This window comes from Cedecea sp. FDAARGOS_727, from assembly GCF_012273235.1.
Lineage (GTDB): Bacteria > Pseudomonadota > Gammaproteobacteria > Enterobacterales > Enterobacteriaceae > Cedecea > Cedecea davisae.
Genome location: NZ_CP050966.1, coordinates 2061551 through 2081600 on the forward strand (window position 1 = coordinate 2061551; position 20050 = coordinate 2081600).

Annotated in this window: 20 protein-coding genes; 4 read left to right on the top strand and 16 right to left on the bottom strand. The window is 55.7% G+C overall.

Translation table 11 applies throughout. The features are described 5' to 3' along the window. The first annotated feature begins 193 nt into the window (after positions 1–193). The gene (locus FOC35_RS09820; RefSeq protein WP_172568803.1) at positions 194–1387 is read left to right on the top strand and encodes an NAD(P)/FAD-dependent oxidoreductase; all 1194 of its coding nucleotides are present in this window, start codon (positions 194–196) and stop codon (positions 1385–1387) included. 12 nt (positions 1388–1399) lie between these two features. Here the strand turns inward: FOC35_RS09820 and licT are convergent, their stop codons facing one another. Genes licT through FOC35_RS09835 form a run of 3 tightly spaced genes read right to left on the bottom strand, consistent with a single transcriptional unit; the run spans position 1400 to position 5541 of the window. Next, positions 1400–2239 (bottom strand): BglG family transcription antiterminator LicT, encoded by an 840-nt coding sequence (gene licT, locus FOC35_RS09825; protein ID WP_172568804.1) that lies wholly within the window; start codon positions 2237–2239, stop codon positions 1400–1402. Between the two features lie 21 nt (positions 2240–2260). Then, the gene (locus FOC35_RS09830; RefSeq protein WP_172568805.1) at positions 2261–3676 is read right to left on the bottom strand and encodes a glycoside hydrolase family 1 protein; all 1416 of its coding nucleotides are present in this window, start codon (positions 3674–3676) and stop codon (positions 2261–2263) included. Further along, positions 3673–5541, bottom strand: a complete 1869-nt coding sequence (locus tag FOC35_RS09835; RefSeq protein ID WP_172568806.1) for a beta-glucoside-specific PTS transporter subunit IIABC — start codon at positions 5539–5541, stop codon at positions 3673–3675. Before FOC35_RS09835 ends, FOC35_RS09830 begins: the two co-directional genes overlap by 4 nt. A gap of 348 nt (positions 5542–5889) precedes the next feature. Here FOC35_RS09835 and FOC35_RS09840 point away from each other — a divergent pair, with 348 nt between their 5' ends. Continuing rightward, positions 5890–6654: a DeoR/GlpR family DNA-binding transcription regulator gene (locus FOC35_RS09840; protein ID WP_254065385.1), complete on the top strand. Its 765-nt coding sequence runs from the start codon at positions 5890–5892 to the stop codon at positions 6652–6654. Positions 6655–6690: 36 nt separating this feature from the next. Here the strand turns inward: FOC35_RS09840 and FOC35_RS09845 are convergent, their stop codons facing one another. The 8 genes from FOC35_RS09845 to FOC35_RS09880 form a co-directional block, all read right to left on the bottom strand. Continuing rightward, positions 6691–7491 (bottom strand): HAD family hydrolase, encoded by an 801-nt coding sequence (locus FOC35_RS09845; RefSeq protein WP_172568807.1) that lies wholly within the window; start codon positions 7489–7491, stop codon positions 6691–6693. Between the two features lie 33 nt (positions 7492–7524). After that, on the bottom strand, positions 7525–8043 hold the full coding sequence (locus tag FOC35_RS09850) for a phosphoribosyltransferase (RefSeq protein WP_254065386.1): 519 nt from the start codon (positions 8041–8043) through the stop codon (positions 7525–7527). A gap of 169 nt (positions 8044–8212) precedes the next feature. After that, entirely contained in the window at positions 8213–9016 is an 804-nt protein-coding gene (locus FOC35_RS09855; RefSeq protein WP_172568808.1) for an energy transducer TonB, read from the bottom strand. Between the two features lie 145 nt (positions 9017–9161). Continuing rightward, a complete protein-coding gene (locus tag FOC35_RS09860; RefSeq protein WP_172568809.1) occupies positions 9162–10148 on the bottom strand; it encodes a FecR domain-containing protein in 987 nt (328 codons plus the stop codon). Beyond that, a complete protein-coding gene (locus tag FOC35_RS09865) occupies positions 10145–10642 on the bottom strand; it encodes a sigma-70 family RNA polymerase sigma factor (protein WP_016538606.1) in 498 nt (165 codons plus the stop codon). The genes FOC35_RS09860 and FOC35_RS09865 overlap by 4 nt, the downstream gene beginning before the upstream one ends. Before the next feature lie 172 nt (positions 10643–10814). After that, positions 10815–13382, bottom strand: coding sequence for a TonB-dependent receptor (locus FOC35_RS09870; RefSeq protein WP_172568810.1), 2568 nt, complete (start codon positions 13380–13382; stop codon positions 10815–10817). A 177-nt stretch (positions 13383–13559) separates the two neighbouring features. Continuing rightward, positions 13560–14165 carry an ATP-dependent Clp protease proteolytic subunit gene (locus tag FOC35_RS09875; RefSeq protein WP_039898919.1) on the bottom strand — a complete coding sequence of 202 codons (606 nt, stop codon included), beginning with the start codon at positions 14163–14165 and terminating at the stop codon, positions 13560–13562. Beyond that, positions 14143–15672, bottom strand: coding sequence for a PLP-dependent aminotransferase family protein (locus FOC35_RS09880; RefSeq protein WP_216845786.1), 1530 nt, complete (start codon positions 15670–15672; stop codon positions 14143–14145). Before FOC35_RS09880 ends, FOC35_RS09875 begins: the two co-directional genes overlap by 23 nt. A gap of 96 nt (positions 15673–15768) precedes the next feature. Here FOC35_RS09880 and FOC35_RS09885 point away from each other — a divergent pair, with 96 nt between their 5' ends. Further along, a complete protein-coding gene (locus FOC35_RS09885; RefSeq protein ID WP_172568812.1) occupies positions 15769–16410 on the top strand; it encodes an FMN-binding negative transcriptional regulator in 642 nt (213 codons plus the stop codon). A gap of 7 nt (positions 16411–16417) precedes the next feature. Here FOC35_RS09885 and FOC35_RS09890 read toward each other — a convergent pair whose 3' ends face one another. From FOC35_RS09890 to FOC35_RS09900, 3 genes are all read right to left on the bottom strand, one after another. Next, complete coding sequence (locus FOC35_RS09890) at positions 16418–17467, bottom strand: AI-2E family transporter (protein WP_172568813.1); 1050 nt, start codon at positions 17465–17467, stop codon at positions 16418–16420. Positions 17468–17598: 131 nt separating this feature from the next. Continuing rightward, positions 17599–18156 carry a DcrB family lipoprotein gene (locus FOC35_RS09895; RefSeq protein ID WP_016538600.1) on the bottom strand — a complete coding sequence of 186 codons (558 nt, stop codon included), beginning with the start codon at positions 18154–18156 and terminating at the stop codon, positions 17599–17601. Between the two features lie 72 nt (positions 18157–18228). Then, positions 18229–18894, bottom strand: coding sequence for a 7-cyano-7-deazaguanine/7-aminomethyl-7-deazaguanine transporter (locus FOC35_RS09900; RefSeq protein WP_016538599.1), 666 nt, complete (start codon positions 18892–18894; stop codon positions 18229–18231). A 174-nt stretch (positions 18895–19068) separates the two neighbouring features. Between FOC35_RS09900 and tusA the strand changes: the two genes are divergently transcribed. Continuing rightward, a complete protein-coding gene (gene tusA / locus FOC35_RS09905; RefSeq protein WP_008458604.1) occupies positions 19069–19314 on the top strand; it encodes a sulfurtransferase TusA in 246 nt (81 codons plus the stop codon). Positions 19315–19320: 6 nt separating this feature from the next. On the opposite strand, the gene FOC35_RS09910 is transcribed toward tusA, so the two are convergent. Further along, the gene (locus tag FOC35_RS09910) at positions 19321–19731 is read right to left on the bottom strand and encodes a type II toxin-antitoxin system HigA family antitoxin (protein WP_016538597.1); all 411 of its coding nucleotides are present in this window, start codon (positions 19729–19731) and stop codon (positions 19321–19323) included. Further along, positions 19728–20039, bottom strand: coding sequence for a type II toxin-antitoxin system HigB family toxin (locus FOC35_RS09915; RefSeq protein ID WP_172568814.1), 312 nt, complete (start codon positions 20037–20039; stop codon positions 19728–19730). Before FOC35_RS09915 ends, FOC35_RS09910 begins: the two co-directional genes overlap by 4 nt. Between the last annotated feature and the right edge of the window lie 11 nt (positions 20040–20050).

Below are 20050 nucleotides of genomic sequence, written 5' to 3' on the forward strand. Positions count from 1 at the left end.
ATTATGTAAGACAACCTCAGCCGCGGCAAAGTGAAATCTGGACTTTTTTTGATATTAGTCGCCTTCGGGTCAGTTGGTGGAATGATTTACATTTTGTTTTTCAATCACCTGCAATTGTTAATGACGTTAAAGCTGGTGCGACCAGCCGCGTATCTTTACAATCCGTTGCCTTAAGCATAGTCGGGAGTCGGTCGTGGAAAAGTTTGATGCCATTATTATAGGTGCGGGTGCAGCGGGAATGTTTTGTGCGGCGATGGCCGGGCAGGCTGGCAGCCGCGTGTTGCTTATCGATAATGGCAAAAAGCCGGGCCGCAAAATCCTGATGTCCGGAGGCGGACGCTGCAACTTTACCAATCTTTATGTGGAGCCTGCGGCCTATCTCAGCCAGAACCCGCATTTCTGCAAGTCTGCGCTGGCGCGTTATACCCAGTGGGACTTTATCGACATGGTGGGCAAGCACGGCATCGCCTGGCACGAGAAAACCCTCGGCCAGCTGTTCTGCGACGACTCCGCGCAGCAAATTGTCGACATGCTGGTGGCCGAGTGCGAGAAGGGAAAGGTGACGATGCGCCTGCGCAGCGAAGTGCTGAGTATAGAGCGCGACGAGCAGGGTTATACCCTGGAGCTTAACGGCGACAGCGTATGGGCACCAAAATTGGTTATCGCCTCCGGCGGCCTGTCTATGCCTGGCCTGGGCGCGACGCCATTCGGCTATAAAGTGGCCGATCAGTTTGGCCTGAAGGTGCTGCCAACCCGCGCCGGGCTGGTGCCGTTTACCCTGCATAAACCTCTGCTGGAGCAGCTTCAAGTGCTGTCCGGCGTCTCCGTGCCTTCGGTGATTACCGCCGAAAACGGGGTCAGCTTCCGCGAAAGCCTGCTTTTTACCCACCGCGGGCTGTCCGGCCCGGCGGTTTTACAGCTTTCCAGCTACTGGCAGCCGGGCGAATTTGTCAGCGTGAATCTGCTGCCGGACACCGATCTGGACGGTTTTATCAACGAGCAGCGTAGCGCCCACCCGAACCAGAGCCTGAAAAATACCCTCTCCATGCTGCTGCCTAAGCGCCTGGTGGAATGCCTGCAACAGCTCCAGCAGATACCGGACGTCACGCTCAAACAGCTCAACGTTCGCCAGCAGAGCGAGCTGGTTGAAACTCTGCAATCCTGGCGCGTGCAGCCCAACGGCACCGAAGGTTACCGCACGGCGGAAGTGACGCTTGGCGGCGTGGACACCAATGAGCTTTCTTCGCGCACCATGGAAGCCAAAAAAGCGCCGGGCCTGTACTTCATCGGCGAAGTGATGGACGTCAGCGGCTGGCTGGGTGGCTATAACTTCCAGTGGGCGTGGAGTTCGGCCTGGGCCTGCGCTCAGGCATTGGCAGGTGAATGATTGTTAACTCACTCAGTCATCTCTTTGGGTAATACGCGTCAGGTGAATCACCAGATACAGCAGTTCGTCGTTGGACATCTCCATTTCCAGCAGATTTTTAACGTAATCGCGGATGAGCAGCGCGCACCGGTAAATATGCGGATACTCTTTGATGACCTGCCCGAAGATAAAATCATCCTTTGAGACGACCTGCTGTTTTTCTACCATGCGCTGAATGAAGAACTGCATATGAAGCAGAAAACGGGCGTAATTGAGTGATTCAGTGTCGATAGTGATGCGAAAGTGATACTGAATGATATTGAAAATATCCTTCAGCATTTTCACCGCCAGCAGCGTGTGCTCCATGTTTTGCACATCCGTCTGGCCGTTGACCAGATGAAAGGCGATATTGCCCGCTTCTTCTTCAGGAAGCTGGATATTCAGCCGCTGATTGATGAACGCCAGCGCCTGCGTTGCTACCGCGAATTCGCGGGGGTAAAAGCGCTTCACCTCGAAAAGCAGCCGGTTCTGGATAGTTATCCCGTTGTGATAACGCTCGATGGCAAAACTGATGTGATCGACCAGAGTGAAAAATATCTGCTCGTTGACCCGGCCTTTCAGCCCGGCATTTGCCTGGCTGAGGATCGTCTGCACAATCTCAATATGCGCTTCCGGCGTATCTTCAATCAGCCGCAGATATTCACGGCCTTTCTGATTATTTTGTACCGCATATATTTTCTCAATGCAGGCCGGGTCGAGAACGTCACCGACTTTGCTGCTAAAGCCAATACCTTTGCCCATGGCGATAACTTCGTGCTTATCGCCATCCGTTGTGAGCACCAGGCTATTGTTGAGGACCTTAATGACCTTCATTTTCTCAGCCAACCCTTTGCCTTAGCCGCGTAGCTCGCCGTTTGACGCAATTAAGCGCTGATACCAGGCGAAGCTGTTCTTTTTGATACGCCGCAGATCCATCAGGTCTTTTTCACCCCGGTTAACGTAGATAAACCCGTAGCGCTTTGCATAGCCTTGATGTGTGCTGACTACATCAATAGCCGCCCATGGGCAGTATCCGAGCAGTTCGACGCCGTCGTTAATAGCCAATTGCATCTGCTCAACGTGCTGCCGCATAAATTCAATGCGATAGTTGTCATTAATTGTACCATCCGGCAGCAAAGTATCTGCCGCACCGATTCCATTCTCGGTTATCAGGATTGGCAGATGGTAGCGCTCGCAGGTTTTACGCAAAGTCAGGCGTAACCCGACCGGATCGATGACCCAGCCGTATTGGGTTTTATCCACAAAGGGGTTTTCCGCCGCCCGATATACCCCCGGCTCACCCAGCATAATTTGCTGATCGCCCGCCCGTGCGCTGAGGTCTGAAGCATCGCCCCGGCTGGCGGCGATGGTTGCCGTTGAGTAATAGTTAATCGCCACATAGTCCGGTTTGCCCTCTAATAACAGGGCGGCATCTTCAGGTGCCATGACCGGGGCCAGGCCCCGATCCTCAAGATAGCGCCAGGCCAGCGCGTTATAGCGGCCGTGAACGGCTACATCCAGGAAGCTCCAGCAGCGCAACGTCTCCCAGTTATGGGCGGCGATGGCATCGAGCGGGTGGCAGGTCTCCTGATACATCGACGTGGTGTTAATCGCCGGACCAATTTTCCCGCCAGCGCAAAGCTGGTGGCATAACGCCATCACCCGAGCCTGCGCCACCATCATGTGGTGATTTTGCTGATACAGCACCTGCTTTGACGGCAACTCTCCGCCCTTCGGCATCCCAATCGCACCGGGATGCAAAATCATCGTATTTTGCTCATTGATGGTCAGCCAGTATTTGATTTTGCTGCCAAAGGCCGTAAACAACACGGCGGCATACTCCACAAAAGCATCAATTGTTGCCCTGTTCGACCAGCCGCCCTGCTGTTCAAGAATATATGGCAGATCAAAATGATAGAGAGTCACTATCGGCTCAATACCGTGATGAAGCAACTCGTCGATCAACTGCTGGTAAAACGCCAGCCCGGCCTGATTTACCTCGCCGGTTCCCTCCGGCAGAATGCGCGTCCAGGCTACGGAGAACCGGTAGGCTTTCAGCCCCAGCTCGGCAAACAGGGCGATGTCCTCGCGAAAGCGATGATAATGATCGCTGGCGACGGTGAAATCAGCGGCTTCTTCAGGATGCGTCAGCATATCCACGACCGACGGGCTTTTACCGTCCTCGTTCCACGCCCCTTCGACCTGATAGGCCGACGTTGATGCGCCCCACAGGAAATCTTTTGGAAACCCTTCAAGCGTCTGGAAAATCATGCTTTATCCTTAGCTGTATTCAGCGTCATTATCTGCTCGCCAAAATGAACATTACCCGGTTCGCGGCATTCCAGCTGCGGATACTCGTCACTGTTTACCACCAGTACCGGCGTGATGATTTCGTAACCCAGCGCGACGATGGCGGCAATATCAAAACGCACCAGCTCATCACCCGCCCGCACCCGATCCCCAACCTGAAGCTCAGAGGCAAAATGCTCGCCGCCCAGATTGACGGTATCAATCCCGATGTGCATCAGGATCTCCACGCCATTGTCACCGCGGATACCTACGGCGTGCCGGGAAGGCAGGAATGTCACCACTTCACCATCAACCGGCGCACGCAGCAGGCCCTCATGCGGAATGATCGCGACACCTTTGCCCAGCAGGCCTTGTGAAAACACGTCGTCACTCACCTGATCCAACGTGACTAACTCACCGGCCAGCGGGCTGATTATCTGCGGTTGTGTAGCGGGAGCTGGCGCGGCGTCTTGCCCTTCTGGCGTCTCTTCAACCGGGTCTTCGAAGCCCAGAATCCAGGTCAGCGCAAATGTGACCACCATCGCGATGGCGCAGGTGATCAGCGCGTGGACGATATTCATCGGGTTTTCACCGATAAACGCCGGGAGCGCCGCCAGCCCAGGCGAGACAAACGCGTAACGCACCAGCCCGCTAAGCCCGGCATAAATACCGGCACAGCCGCCGCCGATCATCGCCGCAATCAGCGGCTTACGCAGTTTCAGCGTGACGCCATACAGCGAAGGCTCGGTTATTCCCAGCAGCGCTGTGAAACCGGCGGAAGAGGCCAGCTGGCGCAGGTTTTTGTTCTTCGTGCGGAACGCAACGCACAGCGTCGCGGCCCCCTGCGCAATGTTCGAGGCCAGCATGCCGGGGCCATTAATCATCTCAAAACCATTTTTACCGAGCTGCCCGGTTGCTATCGGCGTCATCGCCCAGGCCGTACCGGTTATCACCAGGAACGGCTGTAATCCGCCCATTAACATTGGAATCAGCCAGCTCGCTTTGCCGTCTATTATCGCCGCCCCGCTGGCTACCACGTCATTCAGGAAGATGCCGAAAGGCCCAACCACAACCAGCGCCAGAGGGGCCGTTACCAGCAGGATAATCATTGGCTTAGTGAAGAATTTAATCATCGTCGGCGACACTTTCTCAGCGAAGCGTTCGACATATGACATTAACCAGACGGTGAAGATAATCGGCAGCACGGAGCCAGCGTAATCGGCCAGGCGAACCGGAATACCGATGAAATCAATCGCCGTCCCGGCCGCCATCATCTGCGCCAGATTAGGGTGCAGCAGGGCCCCCGCGATGGTCATCGCCAGAATCGGGTTACATTCAAATTTGATAGATGCGCCGTAGGCCAGCAGCACCGGCAGGAAGAAAAATGCCGCATCAGAAATGGTATCCAGCAGGTGATAAGTCGGGCTGTCAGCCGCCATCACGCCGGTCAGTTTTAAAATTGCCAGCAGCGCTTTGATCATGCCCGCGCCGGTAATGGCCGGTATAACCGGCGTAAAGGTGGTTGAGATAACGCTGATAATTTGCGAAACAATCCCGCCTTTGGCCTTCTGTTTTTGCGGCCCGCCCGTTTGCGTGCCGGATTGCCCAATCTCTTTTTGCATCGCACGGAACGCTTGCTGGACGTTATTCCCGACCACAATCTGGAATTGGCCGCCACGATCTACAACGCTTATCACGCCCGGCAACGCTTCGATGGCTTTTGCGTTCACTTTTGCGTCGTCATTAAACTCCATCCGCAAGCGGGTGGCGCAATGCGTGAGTTTGCTGACGTTCTGCTTGCCTCCCGCCAGCGCTAAAATTTCAATACCAAGCTGTTTGTAATCCATCAGTTTTCCCCGGAAAAAAACAAAAAAAAAGACCAAAATGAAAATGCACCTCGCCCGCAGGAGAAGTGCATTCTTATTTTGGTCTTGCCTGCCTGAGCAGTGACACGCCTCAATAAAAATGCGTTGGTAGCCAGTCTTAACTTGCTACGCCGGAAAGTATCGCCATAGCCACACTGAATCAGCAATAGCGAAAATTATTATTTGTTATCTGCGTCACGAACGCTATTAAAAATAGAGACCATAGCTTGCCTGGCAGGTCACCGGCCCATTTGCGCCGAGGCTGCGCTCTTAGCCGGAGTGCCGGGTTATGATATGTTATGCCGTATTGCATCTATTTGAGGGCTAAACGTGACAGATTATGACGTATTGCCTGAACAGCGCCAGGCGATGATCCATCAGATCCTCACCGAGACGGGCAGGGTTATCGGCGCCGATGTGGCGCGAAAACTGGGCGTGTCTGAGCATACTATTCGCCGGGATTTACAGGAGCTTGCACGGCGCGGGCTGTGCAAAAAGGTCTACGGTGGGGCAATAAGCCAGTTCCAGCAGTCCGCCAGTTTTGAAACTCGCGTCGCGCAGGATGTGGTTGAGAAGTCGCAGGTTGCTCGCGCGTGTGCCCGGAGGATAAAGGCCAACACCTGCGTTTTCCTGGATGCTGGCTCAACGTATCTGGCGATGGTGGAGTTTATCCCCGAAGAGCTGGATCTCACTATCGTGACCAATTCCCCGCAAATTGCGGCCGCGATCAGCGGGCGCACCAGGGGAGAGCTGATTTTGCTGGGCGGGAAAGTTAACCCGTTGACCGGCAGCACGCTCGGTTCCGACACGGTGAATCAAATTCGCGGCATGGTTTTCGACCAGACGTTTATCGGCGTATGCGGGCTGGATCCGCAGGCTGGCCTGAGCGCGGTTTATTACGAAGATGCCTGTTTTAAACGAGAAGTACTCGGGCAGAGCAACGAAGTTATCGCGGCGGTGACCGCCAATAAGATGTCGCAGGTGGCGCGCTACAAGGTCGCACCCTGCGAAGACATTGATGTTGCGGTAGTCAGCTCAGAGACCAAAATCGCCGATTTCAGCGGCGTAAACATGCTCATTGAAGTGGCAGGCTAATCAACAAGGCAGCGCTGATGCCGCCTTTTGTTTTATTCAGCTTTGCAGCGCAAGCATGCGCCTGATGGTGTGCTGAACCGCGCTTTCATCGTTGCTGCCGGTAATAAACTTCGCCGCCGACTTCGTTTCTTCAAAAGCATTTCGCATCGCAAAGCTGTATTCCGCCTGTGCCAGCAGCTCAAGGTCGTTATAGCCGTCGCCGAACGCCATCGTTTCGTGCGGGCCAACGTTAAGCAACTGCTGAAGTTTTTGCACCGTCGTTCCTTTATGCACGCCAAAGTCGGCAATGTCTATCCACGCGGCTTCGGACACCACGATATAAACCTGCTGCTCAAAAGGCACCAGGTGCGGCCGGGTCTGAGGGCAGTTTCCTGCTTCATCAAAGACACTAATCTTCACAAAATCACAGTCCAGGTCGGCTAGCGAGTCCACCTGAATAAGGCTGGCGTAAGACTTACGAATTTTATCTTTAAGCGGCTGGGGAACATCTTTGCGGATAATAGCGCCTTCGTTGCTACAGGCGATAATGACGTGGCTGGCGCTCACCTCTTCCAGCGTTTTAATAATGCGTAAGCCCAGTTCATTGCGGATTAGCGATTCAAAAACATATTCGCCGTTATATTTAATACGAGTGGCGCTGTCGCCAATAATCCACAGGTTATTGCCGTAGTCGGCAAAGAGTTCTTCAACGCGCTGGCACTGTTTGCCGGTACAGGTAGCAAAATGAACGCCTTTTTCGGCCATTAAGCCGTGAATTTCAGCAAATAGCGCTCTGTCGTAATCGCCGTGGCTATTAAGGAAGGTGCCGTCGAGATCCGTGATTATCAGCTTTAGCATTTATTCACCCATCGGTAAGTGTAATCGGAAGGTTTATATTTTTAGTTTTGAGACGAACGGCAGGTTTCGATATTTGTTTTGCCACGGCATACCGTAGCCAATAAGCAGGTCGTCATTGTCCATAATCCAGGCATAGAACTGCTCGACGGGGATGTCCACACGCCCAGGTTTGACGAATAAAGTGGCCACTGACAAAGAGTTAGGCGAATACTGATGCGTTAAATGTTCAACCAGTCTTTTCATCGTGCCGCCGGACTCGATGGCGTCATCGACTAAAATAACGTCCTTGCCGTTAATGCCGATATTATCGTGGTAAACAATGGTTGAACTGTTATTTCTGTCACCGGGCGTATGCGGGCATGAAATGTAGTCCATTGAAATATCGAAGGTTAACTGCCTGACCAGGTCAGCGGTGAATAAGATCCCGCCGGGAACGACCGTTATTACCACCGCCTCGTGATAACGGCTATTAAGCTGCCTGGCGACCTTGGTTACGCCATCGGCAATGGTCGATTCATTCATCACTGTCTGCCCTACATGGTTATGACTCACCGCTGTATCCTCGTTAATGTATGTTTGCTCGTTGTTGCTCGATTAACATAAATTTTAATGCTCACTTGTGCAACGTTAACGCGAGTGAAGGCGGTTTTTTTGTGATCTGTGTCGATCACCAGGAGGGGGAAAACTCAATGCTGCACAATCGAGCATTGAGCGGAGGATCTTACTGGCGAAGATCGAAGCGGATCGGAAGCGTCAGGGTGACCCGATCTTTGCCGGGGGCAACTTCCTCGCCCGGCGGGGGGAGCGGGGCGGATCGAGAGGGTAACGCCAGGGCTTCACGGTCAAGGGCGGGCACGCCGCTGCTCTTTTCCACCGCAACACTCACCACCTGCCCCTGGCGGTTCAGCGTCAGGGTCAGGTAAACCACGCCTTCAGCCTGCTGGCGCAATGCCTGGGCCGGGTAACGTTTGTAGTGGTCCAGGCGCTGGCGTAGCAGGCTTACCCAGTTAACTTCCCCGAGGCTGGGGGCGCTCACCGCGCTGCTTCCTGCGGCTCCGGCGTTCTGCTGCGGCTGACTCGCCGGCGCGGTGGTGACCGGTGCGGGCGGCGTGGGCGCTGGCGGTAGTATTTTCTCCGGCGGTTTGGCTACCTGAGGCCTGGGTTTGCTTTTATGCCGTACCTTTTTCGCCGCTATTATCTCCGGGTTGGGCGCTATGACGCTTTTGCTTACCGGCTCCTCTTCGGGCTGCGGCTCTTCTTCCTGCGCGCTGGACTGCCGCTGCTTTATCGTATCCGGCTGTTCTTCGGGTGTTGCCGTTGAAGCAGGCTGGGTATTGGGGAGCAGCATCAGCGCTACCGAAGGATAGGCCGTGGCGGGCTGCATCTGCGTTGAACGGTAGCCGAGCCAAAAGAGAAGCCCGGCGTGCAGCAGCAGAGCCAACAGCAGCCCGCTTCCCCAGCGGGAGGAGCGGCCACCGTCCGGCCAGTCGTGGAGAGTGCGTTTTATCGGCAGGGCAAAAGGCATGACAAAAATACTCCGCAGGCCAGACTCTGGCCGCTTATCGTCGATTCAGTACGGATAAAAAGGAGGACACGGCTGATCTGAAAAAGGGCAGAGGAAAATCAATAACGGCATAATCAGCATGGATTATTAATCTATTAAGTATTATTCACTGGTGAGAAAGGCTTATCCAGTAGCGCGACAGAGTATTTACCCTGACGGGCAGTACGGCAGGCAGCGCCGCAAGGATTTGGTCAGTATCCGCCAGTGGAAAGACCCCTGAGAGCAGTAGCCCTGCGATATCCTCGTCGCAGCGCAGAATGCCTGAGCGATAGCGATTCACCTCCCGTAAAAATTCACCCAGCGGCATATTATCGGCCAGCAATTTACCGTGAACCCAGCCCGGCTCTCGCTCGCCTTTGCGAATTCCGCCAGATTGGTCTCTGGCCAGCCAGGCACCCTGGCCCGCGATGAGTCGAGGGCCTGCCTGCATATTATCTTTCGGGTACAGCCTTACCGCGCCCTCGTAGACGGCCACCTTGGTTTGCTCTTTTTCCAGCTTCACGCGGAAATGCGTGCCGAGGGCCAGTACTTTGCCGTGGGGCGTGGTCACGCTAAAAGGACGAGGGGAAGCAGCCAGCTTCTCCTGCTTGCCTGTGGTGATTAGCAGGTCGCCTCTGAGTAACTCTATCTGGCGTTCTTGCCCGGTGTAATGCACGTTTAGCGCGGTTTGCGTGTCCAGCAACAGCTGGCTGCCTTCGCTAAGTTCGACTCGACGCTGCTCGCCCGTTGCCGTGTGGTAATCGGCGGTCAACATTTCCCAACTTTGTTGCTGCCGTCCCCACTCAAGGGAACCGCCAACCAACAGCAGGGCAGCAAGCCCCTTCAGCAGCGTGCGCCTGCTGCCTGCGTTCAGCGCGGAAAGGCTTTGCTGTGCCAGCTTGCCGTCCACCTGCTTAAACCCGGCGCAAACCGACTCAATATGCCGCCAGGCTCGTTCATTATCGGTACTTTGCGTCAGCCAGTGCTGCCAGTTGAGCCTGTCCTGCTCGCTGGCATCGTCAGACATCAGCTGCGTGAGCCAGTACGCGGCGGCATGGGCGCTGTCCAGGTTCAGTTCCCGCCCCTGGCTATCGACAAGCGGGCGCGGTTTCATGAGCTGAGGGCAAAAAAGCAGTGCAGGTTAGCGCGCTGCAAATACTGTTTCACCGAGCTGCTGGAAACGCTCAGGCGTTCGGCGATGTCGCAATAGCGCATGCCCTGCAAATGCGCGAGCAGAAAAGCCTCCCGCACATGCGGCGGCAGCCCGTCGAGGGCGCTATCAATTTTTTCCAGCGTCTCGAGGATGAGCAGGCTGGTTTCCGGGTCGGGGTGCTCTTGTTCGGGCTGCGTTGCAAGGGCTTCGAGCCACGCTTCTTCCAGCTTTTTGCGCCGGTAATGGTTGGCAACCAGGCGTCGTGCCACGGTCGCCAGGAAGGGGCGAGGCTGGCGAATGGCTTCCAGGTCAGGGCTGACCAGGATATTGATAAAGGTGTCCTGGGTGAGATCCTGCGCGTGCTCCGGGCAGCCGACTTTATTGCGTAGCCAGTGATACAGCCAGCGCTGATGGTCGCAATAGAGCTGCTGCGCTACCTGTTGGGCACTCTGCATTTATTCCACTCACCATTGATCTTTATCAGGGCGTGATAATTGTTGAAATGATAATCATTATTATTTGCGTTTTCGTCTTTTTGTGTCAATAGATGACGAAGTATTAATGCAATTTTGCGGGCGGGAACGAAGGAAGACCGGCAGCGCTGCGATGAGCGCTGCCGGTGAGCGGTCAGAATTTCTGTGAAATGCTGAGTTTAAAGTTGCGGCCGATCCCGGAGACGGACTCGCCCAGGTACGGGTAGTAGTCGGTATTGAACAGGTTATCGACGGCGATACGGGCCTCCATCCCTTTAATCTGCTCCGGCTGCCAGGTGGCAAACAGCCCCTGTAACGCATAGCCGCTGGTCTTAGGCAGCGCCCAGACTCCGGCTAACGGGTCGCCGTCCTGCGGGGAGCGGTCCTGCTTGCGAACCAGGTCCGTTGTCCAGCCAAAGGCCATATTCCACTCCGGCACTTTTACGCCCACAAGGGTGTGCGCGGTGGTCGGCGGGATTTCTGCCAGCCAGGTTTTTTCACCCCATGGATCGCGCGGAGAAGCATCACGCTGGCCGCGAATGGTGGAGAAAGAGAAGCTGCCGAACAGGCGTTTGCTGTCGTAAAACGATTCGATTTCCAGCCCCTGAATGGTGTAGCCCGGCAGGTTGCGGTAGTTTGACAGCGGCGTGCCGCAGTTTGCGTTTCCTTTAACAGACTGCGCCTGGCACAGGACCCCACGGCGGTAGAAGATTTCATCTTTGCCGCGGTTGCGGAATACCGTGGTGCGGATTTGCACGCTGTCATCGTCAGCCAGCACGTTGTCGAAGTTAAGGATCATCCCGGTTCGGATGCTGTTTATCTTCTCAACGCTCAGGTCGCGGCTGGTGCTGGGCACGTTAGACTGTGCATATTGCACGGTGTACTGCTCGTCAATCGTCGGCGCGCGCCAGGTGCGGGTGATATCGGCAAACAGCGACACATTCGGCGTCGCTTTCCAGACTACGCCAAGCGCTGGCGTAAAGCCGTGATAGCTTTTGGTGCTGTAGTCGTGACCATATTTAGGATTGCTGTTGTTATACATCGGGGCAATGTTCGGCTGCCCGGTGTTGCTCACGCTATCGTAGCGCACGCCCGGCGTAACGGTGACGCTACCGAGCGTCATGCTGTCCTGAAGGTAAAGGCCGCGCGTTTGCTGCTCCCCGGCGGGCATATAGTAGGGCTGGAAATAGCCGTAGTTATAGGCCGGATTCTTCTTGTAGCTCGGGTAGTACATTAACGTGTCGCGCTTATTTTTATGCCAGCTTGCGCCCACTTCCAGCAGGTGCTCCACCGGCCCGGTGCTGAAGCGGCTTTTATTGCTTATCTCCACCAGGTTGTCTTTATAGTCCACCCAACTTTCATTCCCCAGCGTACCCAGATAGCTGGCCGTAGAGGCGCTGTTCGGGCGGGTGTCGTGCTGTTTGGTATTGGAGTAAGCGTAGTTGAGCGTGAGGTCTATCCACGGATTATCCGCCGGAGCCAGGTTCCATTTGACCGAGTAGTTTTCATCGGTTTGATTGCGGTAAACCAGCTTGCGGCGCCACGCTTCATTGAGCCCGTATTTGTCGATATCCGCCTGGCTGGGGGCCGCGATATCATCGCGTTTTGCCGCGAACGGCTGCCAGCCGTCGGACTCTGAGCGCATAGCCGACAGGGTCAGAGTCTGCGAGTCGGTCAGATATAGGTTGGTTTTTGCAAGCCAGGTGCCCTGGCGATTGGCGGAGTAGTCAAAATGCGTGCCGTCCGGCCGGGTAATATTGCCGCCGTCGCGTTTGTTGACGTACAGCAGGCCATCGGCAAAGCCTTCGGGCGTTCTGCCATACAGCGCGCCGCTGTATATGTTCTGATTATCATTGGTGTGGTAGCTGTATTTCATCATGCCGCCAAAATCTTCACCGGGCAGCAGCAGGTCGGCCGCGTCTTTGGTGACTATTTTGATGCTGCCGCCAAAGCCGCCGTTGCCGTTAGCCAGATTGAAGGGGCCTTTATCGACATCTATCTGTTTAATCAGCTCGGGTTCGATAAAGACCGAGCCCTGGCGGTATTTCTCAAAGCCTTTCGGCGCGCCGTCCAGCGTGACTTTGATGTCCTCCATCCCACCCATGCCCCAGATGTTCAGGCTCTGGCCGCCGGGGCGTGGGGAACCGGCGGAAGAAACGCCGGGGAGCTTATCCAGCAGTTCGGCCACGTTGTCGGCCTGAATACGCTCGATGTTTTCTTTCTTCAGCGTTGAGCGCCCGGCAACCACGCTGTCCTGCTGGCCGCTGACTACGGAGAGCTCCGGGACAATAATCGGCGCGGCATGTGCCTGCGCCACGCTAACGTTTATCAGCCGGTAGCCGCTCCCCTCGCGCACGGCCCGCAGCCCGCTTCCCGCCAGCAGGCGGTCAAACGCATTTTCGACCGAATAGTTGCCTTGCAGACCCTGGCTGGTTTTATTGTTGGTTTGCTCAGGCGTGAAAACGAGCATTACGTTGGCGTCGTTTGCCAGAGTCTGGAGCGCTCCGCTAAGCGGCCCGGCAGGCACGGCAAAGGAGATGGTTGCCGCTCCGGCTGGCTGCTGTGCCGCCCAGGATGCCGCTGGCAGGCTGGTGGTCAAGATAAGCAGGCAGGAGAGGGCCGCTCCCAAAGTGAGGCGGGGGCGACGAAGCCGGAACTTCTGCGCCGCAGGCGGTGTGGCCCCGGAAATGGCCGTAGCCTTTCCGTTATATTTTGTGGTCATGATGTATCCCTGAAGGTGAATAACGATAAACACTGCATCAGAGAGGTCACGCGAGACGGGAAATCAGGCAGAAAAAAGTTGTTATCCGATGAGATTAATTCTTATCTTCACGCCAGCCGCCGCTTCTGGGTTGATGCTGGCGGGAGTGAACCGCCGGGGAGGCGGTTCATTATGGGGCTAGTCGATATTCAGTTCCGCGAAACTGGTGATGATTTTGCCGACGATGCCGTAATCAATGGCCTCTTTCGGCGACATCCAGTAGTTGCGGTCGGTGTCCTGCTTGACCTTCTCCAGCGGCTGGCCGGTGGCATCGGAGATCATTTTATTCACCCGCTCGTGCATGCGAATAATCTCTTTGGCCTCAATCTCAATATCCGTCGCCTGGCCGCGCACGCCGCCCAGCGGCTGGTGGATCATAAAGCGGGTGTTTGGCAGCGAATAGCGGTGCTTTTTGTCCGCCGCGAGGAAGATGGTGATCCCGGCGCTGGCAACCCAGCCGGTGCCGATGATATGCACCTCAGGCTTGATGAACTTAATCACGTCGTGAATGGTGTCCGCCGCCTCAACGTGGCCGCCCTGGCTATTCAGGTAAAGTTTAATCGGCTTGTCGTTAATGCTTTGCAGCAGCAACAGCTGGGAAACGACTTCTTTAGTGATGGCCTGGGTTATCTCGCCCGAGATAATAATCGAACGTGAATCCAGCATCTTTTGCTGCATTAACCCTGACACATTGGACGGGGCGGTTTTCTCTTCAGAATCATCATTTTCTAAAAATGTTAGCATAATCAGGCTCCTGCCGGTTTTGTGGCGTAATCAGGGATGCACTGAAGCATAGCACCTCATTCAGCCGCTGCACGGCGCGGACTATCTCTTCGTCGCTGTAGCCTCCCAGCCCAAGCAGGATGCCGGATTTACGGTTTTCAGGGGTGAACATATGCGACACCGCACGTACCGCAACCCCGGCCTGCATTGCCCGGTCAACAACCAGATGGTCGTCCAGCCCGTCGCGCAGCCACAGCACCATGTGCATGCCTTGATCGCAGGGCTGCAACCACGCCACCTCCGGCGCGATATATTCGTTGACCGCGGCCATCAGCACCCGGCGTTTTTCGGCGTAAACGCTGCGCATTTTCCGTAGGTGGCGGTCGAGGTGGCCTTCCGAGATAAAGCTCGCCAGCACGTATTGATCGGCTCCCGGCGGCTGCCTGTCCATCAGGATACGTGCTCCGCAAAAGGCCGGAACCAGCTGCTTCGGCACTACCGCGTAGCCCAGGCGCAGGGACGGGAACAGAATTTTGCTGAAGGTGCCGAGGTAGATAACGTTATCCGGCCCCAGCCCCTGTAACGCCGGGAAAGGGTGGCCCGCATAGCGCATCTCGCTGTCGTAATCATCCTCGATTATCCAGGCCTGATTAGCCTGCGCCCACTCCAGCAGTGCGGCACGGCGCGACATGCTGAGCGGCATGCCCAGAGGGTACTGGTGCGAAGGGGTCACAAAGGCGGCTTTGGCGTGGGGAGCCAGCTTTATTCCTGATTCAACGTCCATGCCCTCTTCATCGACCGCAACCCTGACCATTTTGCGGTCGCGGAACATGGTCTCAAACAGCGAAGTTGCGCCCGGATAACCCGGCTCCTCCATCCAGACCGTGTCACCGGCGTCCAGCAGGATTTGCAGCGTGAGGTACAGGCCGTGCTGGTTCCCGGAGGTAATAATCACCTGGTCAGCACTACAGCGTACCGAGCGGGACTTGCGAACGTACTCGCATATTGCTTCCCGCAGCACCAGCGCGCCCTGCGGGTCGCCATAGCCTGAAGGTGCGCCGGGGCCGCGAGCGCGCAGGCGGTTGCCGAGCCTGCGCCATATATCGTCCGGGGCGGTGTCGCCGGTTGGCACCGAAACGGCAAAAGGTTCAGGAGCGAGCGTTTTCATCTGGTCGCCAACTTTGGCAAAAGCCCGTGCCTGAGCGGACAGCGGGATTTTTTCCCCGGCTGTCTCCTTGAGGGCGGGGTGAGGGCCTTCCGGGGCATAAGCAACGCGGGTGCCGGAGCCGTGTTTTGACTCTAAAAAGCCTTCGGCAACCAGCTGTTCGAAGGCCTCCAGCACGGTGCCGCGTGCAAGGCTTAACGCGCCCGCCAGAACGCGGGTGGAGGGGAGCTGGTCGCCGCTTTTCAGCTCGCCTTTATGAATGGCGTTTTTTAGCGCCTTCGCAAGCTGGAGGCTAAGCTGCCCGGCCTGGCGGTCAAGTTCGCCAATGGCGGGGATTTCGGTGGCTCTGGCTTTGCGTGACATGGAATGTGGCCCGGCATTATTAGCTGAATCTGGTTCTTCATCATAAACCACTTTAGCCATAAGCTGGGGTAAATCACCGCGGGTTCAGGAGTTAAAATGTATCTTCCTCGTCATTTCCAGGAGCAGGAGCGCCCGGCGCTTTACGATCTCATTCGGGCTAATCCGCTGGGGCTGCTGGCGGCTCAGGTTGAAGGCTCGCTGGAGGCCTTTGATATTCCCTTTGAGCTTTGCCTGGACCCGGAGGGCGGAACAACGCTGCGCGCCCATATCGCCCGGGCCAACCCGCTATGGCGCAACCTCCAGCCAGAGCAAGAAGTGCTGGTGGTGTTTCGTGGGGCGCAGGGCTACATCTCGCCGGGCTGGTACCCGGGCAAGCAGGAGCACCATAAAGAGGTGCCGACATGGAATTATCAGGTGGTGCAGGCGCGCGGCAGGATAACCGTGCGGGATGAGGCTGATTTTGTGTTGCAGCAAATAGCCAGCCTGACACGCCAGCAGGAAGCGCAGATGGAAATCCCCTGGCAGATTAGCGACGCGCCGCCGGAATTTATTGAGGCGATGGTTAAGGCCGTGGTCGGGCTGGAGATTGCCGTGAGCGAGCTAACCGGCAAGACCAAGCTCGGCCAGAACAAGAAACTGGCTGACCAGGCCGGAGCGGCGCAAGGGCTGATGGCAAAAGGCGAGCTGGCCATAGGCGAGGCTATGTTGGCCAGCATCGCAAAAAGGCGTTCGGAATAGGCCTCTGTTACCCCGGCAGCCGGCTTTTTGGCCTGCCGGGGCCGAGCAGAATAGCGAGCTTCGCACCGCCCTGGGTAGATTCCATCAGGATTTTACACACGCTGGTGAGCGGCACCGAAAGCAGCATTCCCACCGGGCCGAGCAGCCAGCCCCAGAACAGCAGCGAGAGAAACACGATAAAGGTGGACATGCCCAGCCCGCGTCCCATCATGCGCGGCTCGAGAATGTTGCCCAGCACCATGTGTACCACCAGGAACAGCGCGCCCACCATCAGCATTTCATAAGTGCCGTTAAGCAAGAAGGCCTGAATCATCGGCGGAATAGCGGATATCACCGAGCCGATATTGGGAATGTAGTTGAGCAGAAAACCCAGCACGCCCCACATTAGCGCGAACTGCACGCCCATCAGCTTCAGCCCCAGCCAGACGATTATCCCGGTCAGCAGGCTGATAAAGGTTTTCAGCGCCAGGTAATGGGTCACGCCCTTCAGCGCGCGGTGCATTCCGGCGATATGGATCTTCGGGTTAGCCAGCGCAAAGCGCAGCTTATAAGGTACGTGGCGCACCTCAAACAGCATAAAAATCACCGTCATTGCCAGCAGCAGAATGCTGGCCATCGCCCCGGAAAGCCCGGCCATTAATGCGGTGGCGAAGGTCATCAGCTTGTCGGAGTCCAGCTTTTGCAGCAGGCGCTCCGGCGACAGCGGCAGGTGGAGGAACGGCATAGCGTGCTCGACTTCTCGTACCTTCTGGGTCAGCAGCTTATTGAACTGCGGCAACTGTTCCATAAAGTCATTCATCGAGGTTGCCAGCACGCCAACCAGCAGCGTGAGCGCAATGATCATCACCAGCACCACGATGGAAATGGCCAGCGGGCGGCTAAAACCCCGGCGCATAAACCAGGTGACCAGTGGGTTGAGAACGATGGCAAAAAACAGCGCCAGCAGCAGCTGGACGATGATGTCGGCGGCGGCGTGAATACCGGCGAGAATAATCACCAGAGCGGAGAGTTTGAGCAGAATGTGTAGCCCGGTTTTATCGAGTTGTGGGGCGGTCATTGAGACGTCCAGTCAGGAAAAGATGCTTTTAGTGTAGTGCTTCCCCGGAACCGGGCGGTGGCGGTCAGTCTGAAAATGCAGGTAAAAAAAGGCCCCGCAGGTTGCGAGGCCGTTTATTCATCCACAAGATATTACTTGATGGTGATGGTATTAATGATGTTTTCCGCGCTGGTCTGGGCGAGCTGCTGGTTGTCCGCAGGCAGCGTTATCTGCATGGTCAGCAGTTTATCGTCGATTTTCCCAATAATGATTGAGGACCAGGCGGTCTGCCCTTTAGCGGAGATAACGCTGTCCAGCTGCTGCAATTCGTGGCCTTTAATCTCAATCGATTTGTTGGTCACAACCTGAAGCTGCGGGTCGCGCGCACGCTGCTGATCTTCCAGGCGTTTTGCCAGCGCGGCCAGGTCGTCGGTGGTGTTATCCCCGACAATGACGATAACCGCTTTCTGGCCGGTGGCGTCAGAGTAAACGTGCATGTTATTGGACTGAGTGCCCACTTTGCCGCTCTGGTCGGTCATATCCGCAGGCAGAGCAAAGCTCAGCTTACCGTCCAGCAGCTCTACCGGCTGGCCGCTGGCGCTGCTTGCTGCCGGGCTACCGGCGGTGGCGGTTTTGCTGTCGTTGTTATCACAGGCGGCAAGACCCACTACCAGCAGGCCAATACCGACATATTTTACCAGGTTGCGCATCGCGTTATTCCTTTCCGTTAGCAAGCCAAAAGGCTAATTCTTGCATCTTAACACAAGAAATTCTGGCCGCCCTCAACCAGGCTGTAGCGCGGAGATTTCGGATTTATCTGCGAGGCGTTTCAACAACATGTTCAGCAGTACGCCGTACATCGGCAGGAAGAAAATCAGGCTGATAAGGACTTTGAAGCAGTAATCGACCACGGCGATTTCTACCCAGTGCTGGGCCATAAACGCGTCCGGGCTGCGCCAGAAGGCGATAAAGAAGAACGACAACGTATCGCTAACGTTACCGAACAGCGTTGAAGCGGTAGGCGCAAGCCACCAACAGCGGTTCTGGCGCAGGCGGTTAAAGACGTGTACGTCGAGGATCTGGCCGAGCGCGTAGGCCATAAAGCTGGCAATCGCGATGCGGGCGACGAACAGATTAAAGTGGGTTAACGCTTCGAATCCCTGCCAGCTGCCCATATAAAACAGGGCGGAAATGCCGTAGGAGATAACCAGCGCCGGGATCATCACGGCGAAAATAATGCGACGTGCCAGCGGCGCGCCAAAAATGCGTACCGTCAGGTCGGTTGCCAGGAAGATAAACGGGAAGCTGAACGCGCCCCAGGTGGTATGAAAGCCGAATACCGACACCGGAAGCTGTACCAGATAGTTGCTGGACGTTATCACCAGCAAATGGAATAGCGATAGCCAAAACAGCGCATTAGTGCGCTGACGAGTGCTGAACTGCATCATGTTGTAGCCTTTTTAGTAGTGGGGTGAGGGAACCCAGTCAAAAATGTAAAGCGCGGGGATGATACTGCTTTGGCTTTTCATTGCAATGGTTAATTTTAACGCAATCGTTCACGCGGCTTGCGCCAGATTTTACCCGGCGTAAACTAGCGCGGTTTTTCACGACTTGAGACTGCTATGACCGATTTGTTCGCAACCCCCGATCATACGCTGGATGCCCTTGGGCTGCGCTGCCCGGAGCCGGTGATGATGGTGCGCAAAACCGTGCGCAACATGCCCGTAGGCGAAACTCTGCTGGTGATTGCCGACGACCCGGCAACCACGCGTGACATCCCCGGCTTCTGCCGTTTTATGGAGCACGAACTGGTCGCCAGCGAGACCGACGCTCTGCCTTACCGCTATTTGCTGCGTAAGAGCCACTGATATCCCTCAGAAAAAGAGGGCAGGTGATATGCCAAAGCGCCGGGAAAGCCGGCGGATGTGTTCGGTGGTTAGCTGACGTTCGCCTTTCAGTATTCGGGACACCATTGATTTACTGCCAATCTCCTGCTGAAAGTCACTCTGTTTTAGCTGGTGGTGCTCCATCAAGGTTTTCAGCATGGCCACGCCTGCGGGGATCGCCAGCATCTCTTCACGAAACGCCTGAACCTCGGGCTGGCTATTTTCATACGCCGTAATTTTGGTGCTGACCAGTTCAAGCAGAGGATTTACAGGGTCGTTAAGCAGCAGGTATTCAACCAGCTCCAGCGCGGCAAGGTAATCTTTTTCACTGGCGCTTTCGGCCAGCAGTGGAACCGCTTTTTTCAGGGCTTCACCTGCTTTTAATGCGTCGCCAATCATCTCTTTTTACCCCGGTGTTTTTCAGTGAACTTGATGTATTCACTGTGGGTCATGATGTTGCGGATATAGAATTTTTGGCTGGCAAAAAAAATAAGTGCGATAAGCCGCAATTCATTTCCCGCGATGTTAATCACGTAATGCTTATCGAGATATTTAAAATTATCCAGCGACGGATAGATTTTCCTGAGAGCATCCGGCGTTGGAAAGTATCCTTTTTCAACCACTTTCCCGAGCATCAGCAGCTCTTGCTTATGTTGGGGAAATCGAAGGCTGGCCTCGATTAGCGCTTTGAGAGTAATCAGATGCATAACTTCTTCCT

Bases quoted from the DNA above. Each gene is read 5' to 3' on its own strand.
- FOC35_RS09835 (WP_172568806.1), bottom strand. From the start codon at position 5,541: ATGGATTACAAACAGCTTGGTATTGAAATTTTAGCGCTGGCGGGAGGC.
- FOC35_RS09885 (WP_172568812.1), top strand. From the start codon at position 15,769: ATGTATCTTCCTCGTCATTTCCAGGAGCAGGAGCGCCCGGCGCTTTAC.
- FOC35_RS09900 (WP_016538599.1), bottom strand. From the start codon at position 18,894: ATGATGCAGTTCAGCACTCGTCAGCGCACTAATGCGCTGTTTTGGCTA.
- FOC35_RS09860 (WP_172568809.1), bottom strand. From the start codon at position 10,148: ATGAAACCGCGCCCGCTTGTCGATAGCCAGGGGCGGGAACTGAACCTG.
- FOC35_RS09855 (WP_172568808.1), bottom strand. From the start codon at position 9,016: ATGCCTTTTGCCCTGCCGATAAAACGCACTCTCCACGACTGGCCGGAC.
- FOC35_RS09910 (WP_016538597.1), bottom strand. From the start codon at position 19,731: ATGATTGGCGACGCATTAAAAGCAGGTGAAGCCCTGAAAAAAGCGGTT.
- FOC35_RS09875 (WP_039898919.1), bottom strand. From the start codon at position 14,165: ATGCTAACATTTTTAGAAAATGATGATTCTGAAGAGAAAACCGCCCCG.
- FOC35_RS09880 (WP_216845786.1), bottom strand. From the start codon at position 15,672: ATGTCACGCAAAGCCAGAGCCACCGAAATCCCCGCCATTGGCGAACTT.
- licT (WP_172568804.1), bottom strand. From the start codon at position 2,239: ATGAAGGTCATTAAGGTCCTCAACAATAGCCTGGTGCTCACAACGGAT.
- FOC35_RS09870 (WP_172568810.1), bottom strand. From the start codon at position 13,382: ATGACCACAAAATATAACGGAAAGGCTACGGCCATTTCCGGGGCCACA.
- tusA (WP_008458604.1), top strand. From the start codon at position 19,069: ATGACCGATTTGTTCGCAACCCCCGATCATACGCTGGATGCCCTTGGG.
- FOC35_RS09830 (WP_172568805.1), bottom strand. From the start codon at position 3,676: ATGATTTTCCAGACGCTTGAAGGGTTTCCAAAAGATTTCCTGTGGGGC.
- FOC35_RS09915 (WP_172568814.1), bottom strand. From the start codon at position 20,039: ATGCATCTGATTACTCTCAAAGCGCTAATCGAGGCCAGCCTTCGATTT.
- FOC35_RS09865 (WP_016538606.1), bottom strand. From the start codon at position 10,642: ATGCAGAGTGCCCAACAGGTAGCGCAGCAGCTCTATTGCGACCATCAG.
- FOC35_RS09895 (WP_016538600.1), bottom strand. From the start codon at position 18,156: ATGCGCAACCTGGTAAAATATGTCGGTATTGGCCTGCTGGTAGTGGGT.
- FOC35_RS09845 (WP_172568807.1), bottom strand. From the start codon at position 7,491: ATGCTAAAGCTGATAATCACGGATCTCGACGGCACCTTCCTTAATAGC.
- FOC35_RS09890 (WP_172568813.1), bottom strand. From the start codon at position 17,467: ATGACCGCCCCACAACTCGATAAAACCGGGCTACACATTCTGCTCAAA.